Origin of the sequence: Paenibacillus apiarius (genome assembly GCF_017052585.1) — a bacterium.
Lineage (GTDB): Bacteria > Bacillota > Bacilli > Paenibacillales > Paenibacillaceae > Paenibacillus_B > Paenibacillus_B apiarius.
The window spans coordinates 3,867,640-3,885,024 of sequence record NZ_JAFFHZ010000001.1 but is presented as its reverse complement, the minus strand read 5'-3'; the positions used below and the strand labels follow the sequence as shown (position 1 = coordinate 3,885,024).

At 50.4% G+C, this 17,385-nt stretch carries 13 protein-coding genes; 2 read left to right on the top strand and 11 right to left on the bottom strand.

What is annotated here, in order from left to right; genetic code table 11:
- Positions 1-200 precede the first annotated feature (200 nt).
- Positions 201-1,658 carry an ABC transporter substrate-binding protein gene (locus tag JSQ80_RS17370; RefSeq protein ID WP_206096134.1) on the bottom strand — a complete coding sequence of 486 codons (1,458 nt, stop codon included), beginning with the start codon at positions 1,656-1,658 and terminating at the stop codon, positions 201-203.
- Between the two features lie 157 nt (positions 1,659-1,815).
- On the bottom strand, positions 1,816-3,099 hold the full coding sequence (locus tag JSQ80_RS17365; RefSeq protein WP_087436008.1) for a DEAD/DEAH box helicase: 1,284 nt from the start codon (positions 3,097-3,099) through the stop codon (positions 1,816-1,818).
- A gap of 139 nt (positions 3,100-3,238) precedes the next feature.
- Here JSQ80_RS17365 and JSQ80_RS17360 point away from each other — a divergent pair, with 139 nt between their 5' ends.
- The gene (locus tag JSQ80_RS17360; RefSeq protein WP_206096133.1) at positions 3,239-3,502 is read left to right on the top strand and encodes a DUF2573 family protein; all 264 of its coding nucleotides are present in this window, start codon (positions 3,239-3,241) and stop codon (positions 3,500-3,502) included.
- Positions 3,503-3,629: 127 nt separating this feature from the next.
- Here the strand turns inward: JSQ80_RS17360 and JSQ80_RS17355 are convergent, their stop codons facing one another.
- Positions 3,630-4,406 (bottom strand): SDR family NAD(P)-dependent oxidoreductase, encoded by a 777-nt coding sequence (locus JSQ80_RS17355; protein WP_206096132.1) that lies wholly within the window; start codon positions 4,404-4,406, stop codon positions 3,630-3,632.
- Between the two features lie 82 nt (positions 4,407-4,488).
- Positions 4,489-4,968: a chemotaxis protein CheX gene (locus JSQ80_RS17350; RefSeq protein WP_087436005.1), complete on the bottom strand. Its 480-nt coding sequence runs from the start codon at positions 4,966-4,968 to the stop codon at positions 4,489-4,491.
- Between the two features lie 387 nt (positions 4,969-5,355).
- Between JSQ80_RS17350 and JSQ80_RS17345 the strand changes: the two genes are divergently transcribed.
- The gene (locus JSQ80_RS17345; RefSeq protein ID WP_206096131.1) at positions 5,356-7,410 is read left to right on the top strand and encodes a methyl-accepting chemotaxis protein; all 2,055 of its coding nucleotides are present in this window, start codon (positions 5,356-5,358) and stop codon (positions 7,408-7,410) included.
- Between the two features lie 110 nt (positions 7,411-7,520).
- On the opposite strand, the gene JSQ80_RS17340 is transcribed toward JSQ80_RS17345, so the two are convergent.
- The 7 genes from JSQ80_RS17340 to JSQ80_RS17310 form a co-directional block, all read right to left on the bottom strand.
- Positions 7,521-8,846, bottom strand: coding sequence for a glycoside hydrolase family 125 protein (locus JSQ80_RS17340; protein WP_206096130.1), 1,326 nt, complete (start codon positions 8,844-8,846; stop codon positions 7,521-7,523).
- A 141-nt stretch (positions 8,847-8,987) separates the two neighbouring features.
- Complete coding sequence (locus JSQ80_RS17335) at positions 8,988-10,364, bottom strand: sulfatase family protein (RefSeq protein ID WP_206096129.1); 1,377 nt, start codon at positions 10,362-10,364, stop codon at positions 8,988-8,990.
- Positions 10,365-10,401: 37 nt separating this feature from the next.
- Positions 10,402-11,235: a carbohydrate ABC transporter permease gene (locus JSQ80_RS17330; protein WP_087436001.1), complete on the bottom strand. Its 834-nt coding sequence runs from the start codon at positions 11,233-11,235 to the stop codon at positions 10,402-10,404.
- Positions 11,228-12,112: a carbohydrate ABC transporter permease gene (locus tag JSQ80_RS17325; protein WP_206096128.1), complete on the bottom strand. Its 885-nt coding sequence runs from the start codon at positions 12,110-12,112 to the stop codon at positions 11,228-11,230. The genes JSQ80_RS17330 and JSQ80_RS17325 overlap by 8 nt, the downstream gene beginning before the upstream one ends.
- Before the next feature lie 127 nt (positions 12,113-12,239).
- Positions 12,240-13,571, bottom strand: a complete 1,332-nt coding sequence (locus tag JSQ80_RS17320; RefSeq protein ID WP_087435999.1) for an extracellular solute-binding protein — start codon at positions 13,569-13,571, stop codon at positions 12,240-12,242.
- A 348-nt stretch (positions 13,572-13,919) separates the two neighbouring features.
- Positions 13,920-15,530: a response regulator transcription factor gene (locus tag JSQ80_RS17315; RefSeq protein WP_206096127.1), complete on the bottom strand. Its 1,611-nt coding sequence runs from the start codon at positions 15,528-15,530 to the stop codon at positions 13,920-13,922.
- Positions 15,527-17,269: a sensor histidine kinase gene (locus JSQ80_RS17310; RefSeq protein ID WP_087435997.1), complete on the bottom strand. Its 1,743-nt coding sequence runs from the start codon at positions 17,267-17,269 to the stop codon at positions 15,527-15,529. Before JSQ80_RS17310 ends, JSQ80_RS17315 begins: the two co-directional genes overlap by 4 nt.
- Positions 17,270-17,385: the final 116 nt, after the last annotated feature.

Genomic DNA, 17,385 nt, shown 5'->3' with positions numbered 1-17,385 from the left:
TATGCCGTATATGCGACTGCAGACGCCTAGAGTACCAACGCCAATTCCTGCACGGGGAAAGAAGGCCGAATCTTACGAAGCAGCCGACGGCTTCCTTCAGAACAAACGAAAGCCCGCCGGCAGCAATTCATGCTGCGGCAGGCTTCATACCATCTCTGGCTTGAATCATCCGGCTAGCGGATCGGTTAATTCCCTGTCGTTTATTTCGTATCGGTTCCTTCGGTCGCCTCGCCGGACGCTTTCTCGCTTGTTGAGCCGGATTTGGCTTGCTCCGCCGCCTTGCGCGCCTTCTCTTCCTCTCGCGCTTTAATCAACGCGGCCTCCCCTTTTTGCTGCAGCTCCGCTACCGCCTCATCGACCGTCTTCTTGTTGTCGATAATGGCTTGCAGCGCCTCCGTCTGCAGTTGGCCGAATGGTTCGTAGAACTCCATCGGGACTTTATCATCCCAATATGATTTGTCGTTGTCTTTCGGCTTCAGCATATAGAAGGCTTCCATGCTCTTGCCGTCCACTTCCTTGAAGAATTGATTGCGCGTCGGAATCCGGCCGTCTAACGTTCGCGAAGCGGCCTTGGCCACTTCCGGGCCATTGACAAACTTAATGAATTCCCATGCCGCCCGCTTATTGGCGGAGTCGGCGGAAATCGCGTAAATTTCGTTCAAATAGACATCCGCGGAAGTGTCCGGCGAAGCCGGATCCACCGGAAGCGTCACAATGCCCCAATCGAAATCCTTGGCATTCTGGGTGTACATCTTCCGGTTCTTCAGCTGGTTCATATACCACGGTCCCTGCATAATCATTGCGGCCTTGCCTGACATGAATTTATTATCGTCGTTCGGCATATAGACAGGCCCGTCCCCTCTATTGCGCGGCGGGTTAACATAGATGGCTTTGCTCCGTATTGCATCCGCCGCCGTCTTAATGGCGTTTTTCCAGCCGTCGGAGTCGATGAGCAGTTTCTCCCCCTTCGCATCGAACAGCTGCAGCGAAGAAGTGGATGCAATTTTTCTTAGCACTTGATCCGCCTGACCGTATTCCTCATACATCCCGTAGATTTGGTCCTCTCCGGAGCCGATATTTGCGAACCGGCTAGATAAATCAATGACTTCCTGCCATGACATCTTGTTGCGCGGCGGCTCGATGCCATGCTCCTTGAACAAATCGGCATTATAGAACATCACATTCGTATAGAAAGAAGGCGTTAGCCCGTATATAGAACCGTTTCCCTTCTCCCGAATCAAATCGATGATGCCCGGCATATATCCTTCCAAATCGAACTTCTCCTGCGCAATTACCGCATCAAGATTGTAGAGCTTGCCTGCTTGCGCATATTCTCCGAACACTTCCTTATCCAAAAACATGACGTCGGGCTTATGCTTGTCGAGGAACTTCTTCATCTCCGCCTTGTAATCGACTGGACCTTCCTGATTCGCATACATCTCGCTCGTGCTGATTACTTCAAATTCGATTTCCGGAAACTTCACATTGAAATAATTGCCGTATTCCCGATAAAAATTGCTTTCGTCGTAATACAGGACTTTAATTTTCCCTTTGCCGTCTTCCCCTAACTCCTCCAGCACCGGCTTTTCCCCGAGACAGCCGCTGATAAGGGCGAGTACGGTCAACATCAGCACCGCTATTTTCCATTTCCTAGACAAAATTTCATCTCCCTTTCTCCATCTTCCACCCATAAGTATATCGGCGTCTTTACCAGTATTCAACAATTCTGAACGAAACTTAAGCTGATTCGACGTAATTCTACAAAAAAAAGCCGCCACACTCTGCAGTGCAGCGGCTCTACTCCGATTGTTCCTGTTATTTCTTCGTTTGGCGCTTCTCCTTCAACCACTTAGGAGCCCCTTTGTTTTTCCGGTCGTGATGGCGCTCCCCTTTCGATCGCGGCTCGCTGTCATTGGCAGAGACGCGCGGGCGGGAGCGTGTCGGCTTCGCCACGCGTTTGTCGTTCGGATCATAGATGCGTCCGTCATAATAAGCGCGCTCTTGAATGACGATGCCGAGCTCGCGCTCGAATTTGCGCATGATGAACCGCTCCCGCGATGTAATGATGTTCACCGATGTCCCTCGCCGTCCCATTCGTCCCGTGCGGCCCGCCCGGTGCACATAATGTTCGGCATCAAGCGCAGGCTGCACGCTGAACACATAGGGAAGCTCCGGTATGTCCAGGCCGCGGGCGGCAATGTCGGTGGCCACCAGCAGCTGGAATTGCCCCTCGCGGAAGCGGCGAATGACATTGACCCGCTCCTGCTTCGGCGCATCTCCGTACAAGGAAGCGACCGATAGTCCGACGTAAGCCAGCTTCGCTTCCCATTCTCCAATCTGGTGCATATCGTTCACAAAGACGATCGCCTGCTTCGGGTTCCAATGGCGCACGAGGCGGCGCAATGTATCGATTTTGTCGCGCTCCTCGCTAACGAACACAAGATGCTGAATCGTATCCGCAATCCGCTTCTCGGGCTCGATGCCGATATGCTGCGGCTCGCGCATCCACCGCTCGGCAAGCGTCTTCACTTCCGTCGGCAGCGTAGCGGAGAAGAAGAGCAGCTGGCGGTCCCGCAAAGCGCTTTGCATAATCGACTCCGTATCGCGAGCACCGCCTTTTTGCAGGACATGATCGACCTCATCCACGACGATCGTGCGGACCTCATGCATTTTCAGCTTGCGCATTTCAATGAGCTCGCGTATCCGCCCCGGCGTTCCGATTACGAGCTGAGGCCGCTCCTTCAATTTCTCCACTTGGCGTTTCAAGGCGGCGCCGCCGATAAGCGCCGCCGTCTGAATGCCGCTGCCCTCACAGTAGTATTCCGCTTCCCGCGCAATTTGCATGGCTAGCTCTTGCGTAGGAGCGACGACGACAGCTTGCGTTGTACGCTGATCCTTATCTATATTCATAAGGAGCGGAAGCAAATAGGCAAGCGTCTTTCCCGTTCCCGTCTGCGACCCGGCCAACACGTCCCGCCCTGCGAGAGCGGCAGGTATCGCCTCGGCTTGGATCGGGGTCGGCGTGACGATCTCCTTCGCCTGCAACCGTCCCAGCAGCTCCTCTTTAATTTGCAATGAAGCAAAGGTTGTACTCAACATGCATCGTTCCTCTCTATGGAAGTATTTCCACGTGTGCCTTCATTATATCGAAAAGAGACGGCTCCTCCAACTTTCTTTCCCGTCAAAGTTATGTTAGCCTGATCATACATCAATTTCGAATCGTAAAGGAGGCCGCTATATGAATGACACGAATAACAGCTGGACAGCTTCATTCGATGCGCTTATCGTAAAATATGCCGAGCTTCTTACCGGACATTCTGATGAAGCCACGGTAGAGAAGGTCAAGTTATGGGCGCTGTACAACCATATGCACAAGACGATGCCGAACCTGACCCGCCACTGGAATGATTCGCATCCAGAGGGCAAAGCAGCCATTCGCTCATTATTCGAAGAGATTAAGCAAATGAACGAAGCTCATCGTCAAAGCGGTTCCGAAGCATAACCGCTCCTCAATGATGAATTCAAAAAAATCCGCTCATTCTGTGTCGCGTCCATACGCAACATAGCATGAGCGGACCTTCTACGGCCTATTCAGCTGATTATTCAATCAAGCGTAAACTGCGCTTCACTTATTTCTTGTTCAGGAATTTGGCGGCCACGCGATTCGACAAACGGGGAAAAAGAGAATAGAGGCGCGCCCCTAACGCTCCCAGCCACGGCAGGTCCACTTCCTGCCGGCGCGTTTCCATGATGCGCACAAGATGGCGAACTACCTTCTCCGGCGGCATCATGAACCAGCGCACATTATTCACGTAATAACCCGACGGATCGGCCAACTCGAAGAAGGGCGTGTCGATAGGTCCAGGATTGACGGCAGACACCGCGACTCCGGTACCTGCCAATTCCATGCGCAGCGCATTGGTGAAGCCAAGCACGGCGTGCTTCGTTGCGCTGTATCCGGTAGATTTGGGGGAGCCGATCTTGCCTGACATTGAGGCCACGTTCACGATATGCCCGTCACGACGTGCCAGCATATGCGGTAGCACCGCCTTCGTGCAGCGCACGATACCCATGTAGTTGACGTCCATCATGGCCGCAAACTGCGCCACAGTCATGTCTACCGCACGTTCAAATTGTCCGAAGCCCGCATTGTTAAGCAAAATATCGATATGGCCGTAACGCTCCAGCACATCGGCTACGACACGCTCAACATCGCCATCGTTCGTGACGTCCATCGTATACACGGCATGCTCCGATGCAATGCCCAAGACGGAAGCCTCCAGCTTCTGCAGGGAACGGCCCGTGAACACCGGGATTGCCCCTTTTGCAGCTACGGCACGCGCGGTCAATGCGCCGATACCGCTCGATGCGCCCGTAATCAGCACGATTTTTCCCTTCAAATCCATTTTTCATGCTCCTTTAGTCCTGCCGCGGGCTGCGGCCTGCCGCACTCCCGCTTCCGAATCGCCGCAGCCCTTGCATCATGCGTTAGGATACGATACTAACCTTATCACTATAGCCGAAATGCATGAGCACATCAAACCGTCCGATGCCTCCCACAATAAGCGGTACGGCCATCGCCTGATTAATCGGACCCAAGTGATCAGAGGACACCAGCAATTGAGGCGGCGTAATATCGACACTCAAGCCTTGGTTATACATCAACGTCGTAGCGTTTCCGCTTATCATATTCCCTAACTCCGAAATCGCGCTTTCCCCAATGGTGTCAAGCGCTTCCAGCGGAAAGCCTCCCATCATCGCTGATGCCATCTTGATCGCCACGTCTTCATTCAGTCCAAATGCCACATGTCCCGATAACTGTCCCGTCAGACCTACCTGGATGCGGAAATCGTGAGCTCCGCTCCAAGATAACATCTCAAGCTCTCCCCGTTCCGGACGGACTTGCACGACTTGTTCAATGACCGTGCACGCCGATTGCAAAAAAGGATGAATCCATTCGGCTCTCATCTTTGTATCTTTCGCCCCTTTCCGACAATGAGGAAGTAATGTTCGATATCATTCGAACGTCCTATACGCCCACTTCTATATGACTATTATACTGAAAACAATGGAGCCGATCACTAGATGATTTGTCTGTTTTTCAATAAAAATGTGCATTTCTATGTATTTTGAGCACAAAGAACTACTTCCAAAGCTTTATCTTCCCGTTTGACGCCTTCAAAGCTTGTTCCCGAATCCATTATTTTTTCTCTTTTCTCTTATTTCTTCAAATAAAATCGGCGGCAGAGCGATCCAAATATTAAGAATGATGCTTATTTTGGCGATAAATAGTTATGTCGAATTTATTCATATAATGTCGAATTTCTTTCGAATGCATCTTAAGGGAGGGCACCTATGTTGAAAAGTATTAAAACGAAACTGATTCTTTCCTTTCTAGCCACGATTCTGATTCCCATTTCGTTGATTGGCGTCATTGTGCAACGCAGTATGGTGAATGAGATGACCGCCAATTTCGTAACGGCGACAACGAACGAAATTTCACAGGTCGATGGAAGAATCGCCCTTTTTTTCAAAACGGTTAATGAGAATGTGCAGTTCTTGGCAAACAGTCCGATCGTAACCAAAGCAGATGACACGATCACCACTTACATGAAGCAAACGAAAAATACAAATTCAACGTTTGCTCAAAACGGCGGCATCGAAAGTGACATTTATAACGAATTCGAACGCTTTGCCGCATCGCATTCGAACACCTCTGCCGTGTTCTTAGCCACCACTCAAGGGGGCTATGTCCAGTGGCCGGAAAAAGAAATGGCGGCCAAATATGATCCGCGCACCCGTCCTTGGTACTCAGAGGCGCTGGCGAATCCAGACAAGGTTATTATGACCGATCCGTATGTGGATTCAGTTAGCGGTGTATTGAATATGAGCAGCGTAGCCGTCGTCAAAAACGCCAGCGGCAACCCGGTAGGCGTAGTCGGGAGCGATACAAGCCTGGGCAGTCTGACCCAGATACTCAAAAACATTAAAATCCGGTCGACAGGCTATGTCATCCTGCTCTCCAAAGACGGAACCATTCTTGCCCATCCGCGGGATGCTCAGCTTATCTCTAAAAACATCTCTGAAATAGGCGTGCCCGAATTTGCGAACATCAAAGAAAAAACAACGGAGCATTTCGAGGTTCAAATGGACGGAACGAACTATATGACGAATCTATATACATCGGATCAAACAGGTTGGAAATACTTGTCCGTCGTTGAAAAAAGCGAATTGACCCAGGAAGCTGACAAAATCGGGATGGTCAATCTCATTACCAGCTCGGTATGTGCCATTTTGGCCGTACTGCTGGCGCTGGCGGTTGCCTCGAACATTTCCAAACCGATCCAGACGGTCGTTGCGAACCTGAAGGAGATTAGTTCAGGCGACTTTACAAGGGAAGTTCCGGCCCATATCCAACGAAAAAAAGATGAAGTCGGCGCACTCGGCCAGTCATTGCAAGTGATGCAATCGTCTATACGTAACTTGGTCATGGAAATACGCAGCGCCGCAAATACATTAGCCGTATCATCAGAACAGCTATCTGCCCATACAGCAGAGAGCACGAATCAGATAAAAGAAGTCGATTCAATCGTGAAAACCGTCGCTTCCGGCGCGGAGACACAGATGCGCGGGACGGAAGAGAGCTCCAAAGCGATGGAAGAAATGGCTATCGGCATTCAGCGCATCGCCGAAAGCACGACCAGCATATCCGAAACGTCGCTCGATACGACCGACCAGGCGAAACATGGCAACATGCTGCTGCAGGAAGCGGTGCAGCAAATGAACACGATTGATGAATCCGTTCGGAACTCGGGAGTACTGGTACAAAATTTAGGCGACCGCTCGGAGCAAATGGCCCATATTGTCGATATCATCACCCAAATTGCGTCACAGACGAATCTGCTGGCCCTGAACGCCTCGATTGAAGCTTCCCGTGCCGGCGAACATGGCCAAGGCTTTGCCGTCGTCGCCCATGAAGTGAGAAAATTGGCGGAACGCTCGGCGGCTTCTGCCCGCGAAATTGCGGAGCTGATTGAAGAAACGAGAGATGATGCCCGTAAAGCGGTGCAGTCTATGGATAACGTTCGTTCAAGCGTCGGCGACGGAATACATAAAGTGCAAAATTCGGGCGATATGTTCCAACGCATTCTATTGGAAATAACAGATATTGCGAACCAGATCCAAGACACTTCTGCGGTTACGGAAGAGATGTCGGCAGGATCGGAGGAAGTTCTCGCTTCCGTGAATGAAATCTCGCATATCGCTGAGAAGAACGCGGAGCATTCGTCCACGCTGGTAGAATTCACGGATCAACAGCTGCAGGATATGTCCACTTTGATGAACAACGCGGAGCAGCTGAACCAAATGGCGCAAACATTGAGCCAGATGATAAGCCGGTACAAAATATAATTCCATTGGCCAAAATACAGTCAGCATACCGTTGCTCCAAAAATGCAAAAAAAGTGGTGCGGGAATGATTCCTGCACCACTACTTTTTTCACGCCAGCTTCGGCTTGTTATTATTTATCCAATAGGCCGCGCTGCATCGCTTTCCATACCAATTGCGAGAACAGGCTGTTCGACCACGCGAACCAAGCGCGGGTGAATACGTTCGGATCATCTGCGAGGAAGCCTTCATGCATAAAGCCGGTATCCGCATCGGTAGCTTCAAGCATGTTGATCATGGCAAGCATTTCATCGTCGCTATCAGCCGTCAAGCCTTGCATGGACAACGCCATGTGCCATACGTATCCGTCCGGTGTATGCGGGCTGCCGATGCCTTTTGCCGCTTTCCCTTCGAAATAGAACGGATTTTCTTTGCTCAAAATAAACTTGCGCGTATTTTGATAGATCGGGTCCTCTACCGTTGTATATCCGATATACGGAATCGACATCAAGCTTGGCGTACCCGCATCGTCGATCAGGCAATGGTTGCCGAATCCGTCCGTCTCGAAAGCATAAATCTTGCCGAATGTCGGATGATTGTATACCCCGTACAGTTGAATGCCGTGGTTGATTTCTTCCTCGAGCTTCGCCATTTCACTGACAAGCGCTTCGTCACGGAAGCCGTACTTCGCAATCTCCTGCATGTGACGCAAGCTGACGACCGCGAACATGTTCGACGGAATGTTGTAATGGAAGTCGCATGCATCGTCGCTCGGACGGAAGCCGGACCAAGTCATGCCTGTATAGTTCACCGGCATTCCAAGGCCGTCATTGCGCAGCGTGTCGATAATCGGACAGTTCTCGCGCATGAAGCGGTACGTCGATTTCTCGAAATGGTGCTGTTCTGTTTTCCATACGTCGACGATTTTGCGCATTGCCATTTTGAAGTTCGTATCGAAAATATCGGTGCGTCCCGTCTCTTTCCAATACATATAAGCAAGGCGAATCGAGAAGCACATGGAATCCAGCTCATATTTGCGTTCCCATACCCACGGGGACATTTCCGTCTGGTCATTGGCATCCCAGTGCCAATCATTAGCCGTTTCATTGAACGCGTTTGCATACGGGTCAATGTTGATATAGTACATATGGCGTTTGATCAAGCCGCCGATAATACGCTGCAGATCCTCGTCCTCTTTTGCGAAAGGCACATAATGAATGACCTGCTCGACGGAGTCGCGCAGCCACATGGCCGGTATATCTCCAGTCAAGACGAAGGTAGTTCCATCGTCAAGCAATTTCGTCGTCGTTTCCAGTGTATTCGGGAAGCAGTTTTTGAACAGCTTCAGCAATTTAGGGCGATGAGCGAGCTTCTGCTCCGCTTCTTCCATGACGCGATGCACCGCCTTGGGCAGTTCAAACTTAGGCACATCGATTTTCGGCAATCGGAATTGTTCCATGATAATATCCTCCACCTGTTCTCCACATGATGTTGTCTCTATCGATCACGCTGCGCGTCCGAAAAGAACGGCTTGTCCGTCGTGACTTCCTCCAGTTTACATGGAAACGTTTCAGCTTGCTAGATGAAAGCTCGAACTTTATCAGGTTGCACAAAAATGTTCGACAAAAGGATCGCCCACGCGGCGCATCCACTGTTCCATCTCTTGCTGCAAACGCTCCAGATGCTGCTCCATCCCTGGCTCATGCGCAAGGTTGCGCGTTTCGGCAGGATCATTAGTCAAATCAAAAAGTTGAAGCGTATCCGTTCCTTCATGGCTCCAAGCGGAGCGGCGGTAGCGTATCAGCTTCCAATGCCCGTCCTTCACCATGCGCTGCGTATCTTTGTATAACGAATAGACCGTCTCCCGTCCTTCGCCTTCATTTCCATTCATGAGCGGCTTCATGCTGCGGCCTTCGACCGAAGCAGGAATGTCAATGCCCGCAACATCGCACAGCGTAGGCATAATATCCATCTGGAACACCTGCCCGCCAACCGATTCTCGTTCCGGCACGCCCGGTCCCGCCATCAGCCACGGAATGCGAATACTATGCTCGTACAGATTCTGCTTGCCCATCAGGCCATGCTGCCCGACGGCAAGCCCGTGATCAGACGTATAGACGATAATCGTATCCTGCAGACGCCCGCTGTCATCAAGCGCTTGCACAATACGTCCCATCTGCGCATCCTGATGCGTTATCATCGCATAGTAGTCGGCGATATGCTGGCGAACCTCTCCCGGATCACGAGGCAGTGCGGCAAGCCCTTCGTCGCGAACATGCATTTCGCCGTTATCGAATGGATGTTCTGCCGCATAGTTGGCCGGAAGCTGCAGCGCATTCGCATCATACTGCGATGCGTACGGCTCTGGCGCAGTCCGCGGATCGTGCGGGGAAGTGAACGCCACATAGAGGAAGAAAGGCTCCTCCCTCTCATAGGATCGGATAAATGATGCGGCTTCATTCGCGAACAGCTCGGTCGAGAAGGTCGTTTCAATCTTGCGCATATCGGCAGCGTATGCTCCGGCCGGATCGTATGAATAGACAGGAACTTGACGGTGATCGCTCATGCCGCCGAAGAAAATCTGATTCCCGCCACAGAAGCTGCGGTTGAAGCTGGCTTTGTCATTGTGCCACTTTCCGACGGCATACGAGTAATATCCGTTTTGCCGGAACGCTTCCGCCATCGTTACCTTCCGGGGAGCGATAGTAAGCTTCTCCATCGTATCTCCCAAATCTTGCTTCACCGTAGCGCCGAAGATGGAAGAGCCCGTATTCAGACAGGCGCGGCACGGGGCGCAGACCGCCCCATCCATCCCGCCGATAATATTGGTGCTCTGGAAGCTTACGCCGCGCTTGGACAGCTTGTCCAGCGTCGGCGTCTCTACTTCCTTATTGCCATGAGCGCGAATCGATTCATAACGATGATCATCAGCTACCATAAAGACAATGTTCGGTTTGCGTGCCGAGTCTTTGAGCATTGCGCCTGCCCCCAATTCGTTATGAGTGAGTTGCGGATTATCCTTTAACGGCCCCCGCAGTCATCCCTTGCATTATTTTCTTATAAAATGCGAGATAGGTCAAAATGACAGGCAACACAACGATAACCATCGCCGCCATCATCTGCGGATAGTTGACCGTAAATTGCCCGTTGAAATTGGTCAAGCCGACCGGCAGCGTGCGAAGCTCCGGACTCTTAATCAGCACGAGCGCAAACGGGAATTCGTTCCACGCGCCGAGGAAGTACAGAATAATCGCCGTCGAGATAACCGGCAGACACATCGGAAGCACAATCGTCAGCACGCGGCGCGTCGTCGAGCTGCCATCGATCGCAGCGGCTTCCTCTACCTCAAGCGGCACGGATTTGATGAAGTTCTCGAATAAAAAGATACCCATCGACAAGTTAAAAGCAACGTAAGGCAACACGAGCGTTATCCGTTGATCCAACAATCCGAGCGATTTGAACTCGACGAACACCGGGATAAGCAGGCCGTGCACCGGAATAAGCATACCCGCGAGGAACATGAAATAAATCGCGCCGCGTCCCGGGAAGTTGAAGCGGGCCAATATATAGGCTGCCAAGAAACTGATGACGACAGTCAGAACGACGGTCAGCACAGTTACGATAACACTGTTTACGAAGTACGTATCCATCTTGCCGATTCGGAACGCATCAATATAGTTCTGGAAATTCAATCGCGTCGGCAAAGAAATGATGTTCGTGTTAAACTCCTGCTGTGTCTTGAGCGAAGAGTAAATCATCCATATGATCGGGAATATGCATGACAACGACATGATCCACAAAAAGAGATTGATAAGAGTACGCGGTATGAGCGTCTTCAACTTAGTCATTGTTCTTCCCTCCAATCAAACGGCTGATCATGATAAGCCCGACGCTAAGCACCATAATGCCGATGGAAATGGCACTGCCGTACCCGAGCTTGAACGCTTTGAACGACGTATCATAAGCGTATTGCGCCATAACGGTCGAGGAGTTGCCCGGGCCGCCGCCTGTCATAACGAAGATACTGTCGAACGCCTTCATGTTCCCCGCAATACAGAGCATCACAGCAATTTTGAGCGTATCTTTCATCAACGGCAATGTAATGTAAAGCGTCTTCTTCATGCCTGTGGCGCCATCAATCTCCGCCATTTCATACACTTCACCGTTAATGCTTTGCATGGAAGCCATGAAAATAATCAAATAGAACCCGATATATTGCCACACGATCGGTGCTGTTACGGAATACATGACGACGTTCGGGTCATCGAGCCACGGTTTAATCCAAGATTCCAGCCCCAAATTCGTCAAGAGCCAGTTCAGAAGTCCCGCATCGTTGTTGTAAATCATCGACCACAGGAAGCCGATAACGACGGACGATAATACGACCGGAATAAAAATAACGGTACGGTGGAACTCACGCCATTTTACCCACTTGTTCATTAAGAATATGGCTATGATGAAAGCTATCCCAATCTGGCCGACAACGCTAAAGCCAACAATCAGCAAGTTATTGATGAAGGCTCCCCAAAACTTGTCATCCTGCAGGAGGATTTGATAGTTCTTCAAGCCGATCCATTCCATCTTCGGACCGCCGGACCATTTATAGAAGCTGTACCGCAAAGCGAGCACTAACGGGACAAGCACCATAAATGCATAAATGACAACGCCTGGAATCAAATATGCAAAGAACGTCCAGCGTTTGGGACGGATAGCGGTGTTATTCATCACGGTTCTCTCCTCTCTCTGTTTCGATTTCATCGGGATAACGATTCTCCCGGGCATGCGCCCGGGAGAATTCATCTCAATCCTATCCACGTTTCTCTCTCTATCTAACTATCTATCTTGCTAATCTCTACATTTCGTTATCGAATTCTTTTTGCATCACTTCTGCTGCTTTTTCTGGCGTAATTTGACCGATAAGCATATCTTGCATCGCTGCGTTCATCGCTTCAGTCAAGCCAGGAGACAAGCGGGAATCGTAAATTGGCACATACTTCGTTGTTTCAAGCATTTTCACCATTTTTTTCGTCATTGGAGACAGATTCAATTCATCCATGTTTTCCACTTTGCTGGAAGGAATGTCGCCGTACTTCAGAATGACTTTCGCCGCATCTTTGTCAGACAAGAACTTCAGCATTTTCGCAACATCGTCCAATTTGGCTTTGTCGATATTTACGTTAACGGCATAAGCCCAACCGCCGCCGCCGGATACGCCGTTCTGTTCACCTTTGGCACCGTTGATAGCCGGGAAGATAGCCAGCTCGGTCTTATCGAGAATTTCTTTCGGACCGCCTGTTTCAACCGCGTTGCTGGCCCAAGCGCCTTCGATGAACATCGCTGCTTTACCGTTGTAGTACAATGTTTTCATTTGGTTGTTATCGATCGAGTTCATGTCGCTGTTGAACGCGCCGCGCTTCGCCAAGTCTTGGAACAGAGTGAGCGCTTGTACGAATTCAGGGTCTGTAAATTTAGAGCCTTGCTTGTTGACAAGCTTATTGAACCATTCCGTGCCGGTGAAGCGATCACCAAGCGTGGACATATAGCTGGAGTTAGCAAGCCATTTTCCTTTGTTCCCGAAAGCGATTGGAGTGATGTCCTTCGCTTTCAAGTTATCGATAAGCTTCAGGAAATCATCCCATGTCTTTGGAAATTCATTGAAGCCTGCTTGCGCTACGAGATCTTTGTTGTAATAAATAGCGTGCGTCGGACCGCCGGAAAATTGAATCCCGTACGTCTTGCCGTCTACTTGATACGTATCGAGCGCGCCGTCCACGAAGCCGTTTTTCCAATCCGGATCTTTATCAAGCATTTCGTCGACCGGCATTACCAGTCCGTTCTCGACGAACGTCGTTACCATCGAGCTCTTAATAAGGAAGATGTCTGGCAGCTCGTTCGCTGCAGCCAATGTCTTGATTTTCGTTTCGTAGTTATCGTGAGACTGAACTTCCTGATCCAATTTGATGTCAGGATTGTCAGCAATGAATTTGTCCAGCAATTCCGCTTGGTGAAGGCCGCCGCCTTCTGCGTTTTTGTCGAACATATGCATGAATTTAATCGGTTCTTTCTTGCCTTCTGCCTGCTCGCCTGAGCCGGAAGAGGATTGGGACGAGCCGCAGCCTGCAACCATCAAAGCCATGCAGGAAATCAGCAGCATGGACGTCCAGCGTTTTAACCCTTTTTTCATGTTGTGTACACCCCTCGTGTCATCATTAGACTTGCTAACGTTTACATCTTAAGTATAGGAAATTCATGCAAGTAAATAAGTAGAGAGAATTATTAAAATGTCCGTTTTTTTAACCTTTTCGAGTAAATCTGATATTTATGGCACAATTTCAGCCCCTGTTCTCTCCTCTGTCTCCCCCTTAGCCCCGCTCTCCCCATGAGTCAGTAATCCCATTTGCAAGACCGTTCACAACTGACCAGTTGATTATTTTCCGAAAAAAAAGACAGGATAGCCCGCAAGCCATCCTTGTCCTCTCGTCCATACTGCTCGATTGCCGTACCAAATGTCAGCAAATCAACATTCGTCCCGTTATAACTGATTGCGATACTCCTTCGGAGTAGTGCCCGTATACTTTTTGAAAATATGAGCGAAATATTTGTAGTCGTTATATCCAACCTGTTCCGCGACCTCGTATACTTTGAGGCTGACATCCCGCAGGAGCGGCTTCGCCTTCTCCACCCGGAATTTATTCAGCCATTCCGTAAAGTGTTCGCCCGTCTCCTGCTTGAACACGCGGCTGAAATAATTGGGCGTAACATAGACGTGCCCCGCAATATCCTCAAGCTTCAGTTCTTCCGCATAATGCTCCTGAACGTATTGAATGGCGACGGAGACGATATTCCGGTAACGGCTTGTCTTATATTGCGAAATGGTTAGGATGAACGAGTCGAACATTTCCAGAAGCCACTGCTTCATATCGTGCGCGGTCTCGTACTTCTTCACCTCGTCATACGGGTTAAGAAGCACCGGGTCCAGATCGGCGCGTTTCACGCCCATCTGCTCCACATGGGTTGTCGCCAGCACCACTAGCTTTACGCAGAGCGTCTGAACATGCTGGTATGATACGCCCTCCTCCGCACAGTGGCGAAACCATTTGTCCAGCCGTTCCCGAATGCCTGCAAAGTCCATCGTCGCAAGCCTTTGCAAGAGCTCAAGTTCTTCTTCGGTAGGGATGAGCATCGGCGATTTCATTTGGGCATGCTCTTTCGCATCGAACACGATGATTTGCCCCTTGCCGCGATACACCTTGCTTCGAATCGCAGACATCGCCTCCTCCATGCTCGCCTGCACGTTGGCGAGTGACGAGATAATGCTGCCGATGCCAAGCGTTACCGATAGCTTGACATAACGGCGCACACATTGCTGCATTTCCTCGCAGCATGCCGTAATAAGATGCTTATTGCTCATGTTCACACTTAAGAGCACTGCCAGCGTATCTTCCTCCGTGCGGCATACCGCGGTCGTGAACTTCTCTCCGAACAGCTCCTCTGCAATATTTTGAATGGCGAATTGTATAAGTTCCTTCTCCCGATCTGTAGACTGCTCCATAATGAGCCTGTAATCGTCAATATCGATGACGACTACGGCATATTCGGGTCCATCCAGCGCAATATGGAGCTGCCTCGCCCGGTTGCGAATCATCTCTTCGTCTTGGTGTTCGCCCTTTAGAAGCCGGTTCAGCCATTTTCCCTGAATGTACGGCATACTTTCCCGCAACAGCATGCCGTTGTGCCATTCTTCACTGTGCCGCTCCCGTTCCGCACGGATTTGATCGCTAAGCTTCGACATTAGCTTCGTCATTTCCCCAGCCCCAACCGGCTTGGTCAAATACTCGCTGACACCGATTTTGAGAGCTTGCCTTGCATAATCGAAATCGTCATAGCCGGACACAATTACGAGCTTAATGTGCGGCTTCTGCTCCTTCAGCTTGGCCGCAAGCGCCAGCCCGTCCATCAGCGGCATGCGGATGTCGGTCATGACGATATCTGGCTGCAGCGATTCCGCCAGTTCCAACGCTTCTTGCCCGTTCCTCGCCTCGCCGACGATCTCGATGCCAAGCGGCTCCCAATCGATAGAGGTGCGAATGCCTTTTCGAATGATGACTTCATCATCTGCAATCAATACTTTTATCGCACTCATGTCATATCCTCTCCCGTCTTCCAAGGCTGTATGATTTCGACGGTCGTTCCGCCAGCCTCGTTATTTTTAAAGGTCACTCCGTAGTCATCGCCGAAGTAAAGCTGAATCCGGTCATTTACATTTTTAATCGCAAAGCCGCGGTTATTAGCCCCGCTTTCCTGCATGAGCCGCTCCATCTCCGCCACGTCGACTCCGGTGCCCGTATCGGAGATGCGATAGATTAGCGTGTCCTCTCGCCGGAACACATCCACTCGAATACAGCCTGGCTCGCCCAGCTTTTCGATGCCGTGAACAATTGCGTTTTCCACGAACGGCTGCAGGATGAGCTTCGCGGTTCGTCCATGAAGCGTATCTTCATTATCGGTTTCCAAATGAAAATCTATCATATCCTCGTAGCGTTTTTGTTGAATAATCATATAATTTTTCAAATGATTGACCTCGTCGTTAACCGTTGTCAGCTCTTTGCCGCTGTTCAGGCTGAGACGGAACAGCTTGGATAGCGCCTCGACCAATTGAGCCGTCTCATATGCTTTCTCCATCCGGCTCATCCAATAAATCGTATCAAGCGTATTATATAAGAAATGCGGATTGATCTGGGCTTGGAATGCTTTAAGCTCCGCCTCCTTCTTTTTCAATTCCGCTTCATACACCTGATTGACCAGCTCATGAAGCCGCTCGTTCATCCGGTTGAAGCTGCGCCCGAGCTGGGCTATCTCGTCATTGCTCTGAACTTGCACACGTCCTTGGAACTGCCCCCGTTCCATCCGCAGCATCAAGCTGCGCAAATGTTGAATCGGGCGGATAATCCGCTTCGAGAACAAGATGGCGGTGACAACGCACACGACGAGCGACGCGATCATGGCGATAAGCATCATTTTCGTGATGACGGCATTCTCTGCCAGCATCTCCTGAAGCGGAACGGCATGCGCGATCCTCCAGCCGGTCTTGGCAATGCCCGCATACGTGATCAGATACCGTTCCTTATCCATAGCTACTGTATAGTACCCGTGGTCCCCATGGGCCTGATCGGAAAATTCAAAGCTGGTCGGAAGCTGGGAGTAGTTGCTGGCATTTCCCGTTGACGTCAGCACAAGCCCCTCTTCATTCAGCAAATAGAAGCTATCGCGGGTGCCGATGCGCTGCTGGTTCAATAATTGGCGCACATAGTTCAGATCGATATTGACTTGAACCATCCCAAGGCGGCGCCCGACATTGTTCACATCCCGGATTTCCCGGACGAAGGACAACGTGTCATAATTGTTATGCTTCTGTATAAACCACATCGGCTTGCCGCGCAGACGCTTCACTTCTTCCAGCATCATGCCGTTCAAGCTGACGGCCTCTGGGTGCGTGCTGAACGTCACCCCGTTCTCGCCCTGCAAGTAGATGGAATGAATGAATTCCTTCATATTAGTGAGATGAAGAAAGAAGCGTTCCATGGATGAAATTTCACGCTCGAGGCTTTCGTTCGATCCGGAATTGCTTAACAGGAACCGCCGGACCTCATCCGATTGAATGAGGAACAGCGACGTATCGTGAACATAATCTGTCATGAACTGCACATTCAGACCAACCTGCGTAACCGTGTTGAGATCCGACACCGATACTTTTTGTTGCAAAATATCTGCCGATCTCCAATAGGAAATGGAACCAATGAGCAATATCGGAATGCATACGAGCAGAACGGTAAACTTAAAAATTTTGTGCTGCAGGCTGACAAATGTTCGCGCGCGTATCATGGAGTCGTCTCCTTCGCTGTAGTTATCGTCTTTCGAACATGTTCCTCCGTACCATATTAGAGGTTGTCCAACGTTACTCATTATACAAAAAGGTTGACATTTTTGCCTACAACCCG

Excerpts from the sequence above, each read along its gene's own strand:
- JSQ80_RS17365 (WP_087436008.1), bottom strand. The coding sequence starts at position 3,099 with ATGTTGAGTACAACCTTTGCTTCATTGCAAATTAAAGAGGAGCTGCTG.
- JSQ80_RS17360 (WP_206096133.1), top strand. The coding sequence starts at position 3,239 with ATGAATGACACGAATAACAGCTGGACAGCTTCATTCGATGCGCTTATC.
- JSQ80_RS17355 (WP_206096132.1), bottom strand. The coding sequence starts at position 4,406 with ATGGATTTGAAGGGAAAAATCGTGCTGATTACGGGCGCATCGAGCGGT.
- JSQ80_RS17350 (WP_087436005.1), bottom strand. The coding sequence starts at position 4,968 with ATGAGAGCCGAATGGATTCATCCTTTTTTGCAATCGGCGTGCACGGTC.
- JSQ80_RS17345 (WP_206096131.1), top strand. The coding sequence starts at position 5,356 with ATGTTGAAAAGTATTAAAACGAAACTGATTCTTTCCTTTCTAGCCACG.
- JSQ80_RS17340 (WP_206096130.1), bottom strand. The coding sequence starts at position 8,846 with ATGGAACAATTCCGATTGCCGAAAATCGATGTGCCTAAGTTTGAACTG.
- JSQ80_RS17335 (WP_206096129.1), bottom strand. The coding sequence starts at position 10,364 with ATGCTCAAAGACTCGGCACGCAAACCGAACATTGTCTTTATGGTAGCT.
- JSQ80_RS17330 (WP_087436001.1), bottom strand. The coding sequence starts at position 11,235 with ATGACTAAGTTGAAGACGCTCATACCGCGTACTCTTATCAATCTCTTT.
- JSQ80_RS17325 (WP_206096128.1), bottom strand. The coding sequence starts at position 12,112 with ATGAATAACACCGCTATCCGTCCCAAACGCTGGACGTTCTTTGCATAT.
- JSQ80_RS17320 (WP_087435999.1), bottom strand. The coding sequence starts at position 13,571 with ATGAAAAAAGGGTTAAAACGCTGGACGTCCATGCTGCTGATTTCCTGC.
- JSQ80_RS17315 (WP_206096127.1), bottom strand. The coding sequence starts at position 15,530 with ATGAGTGCGATAAAAGTATTGATTGCAGATGATGAAGTCATCATTCGA.
- JSQ80_RS17310 (WP_087435997.1), bottom strand. The coding sequence starts at position 17,269 with ATGATACGCGCGCGAACATTTGTCAGCCTGCAGCACAAAATTTTTAAG.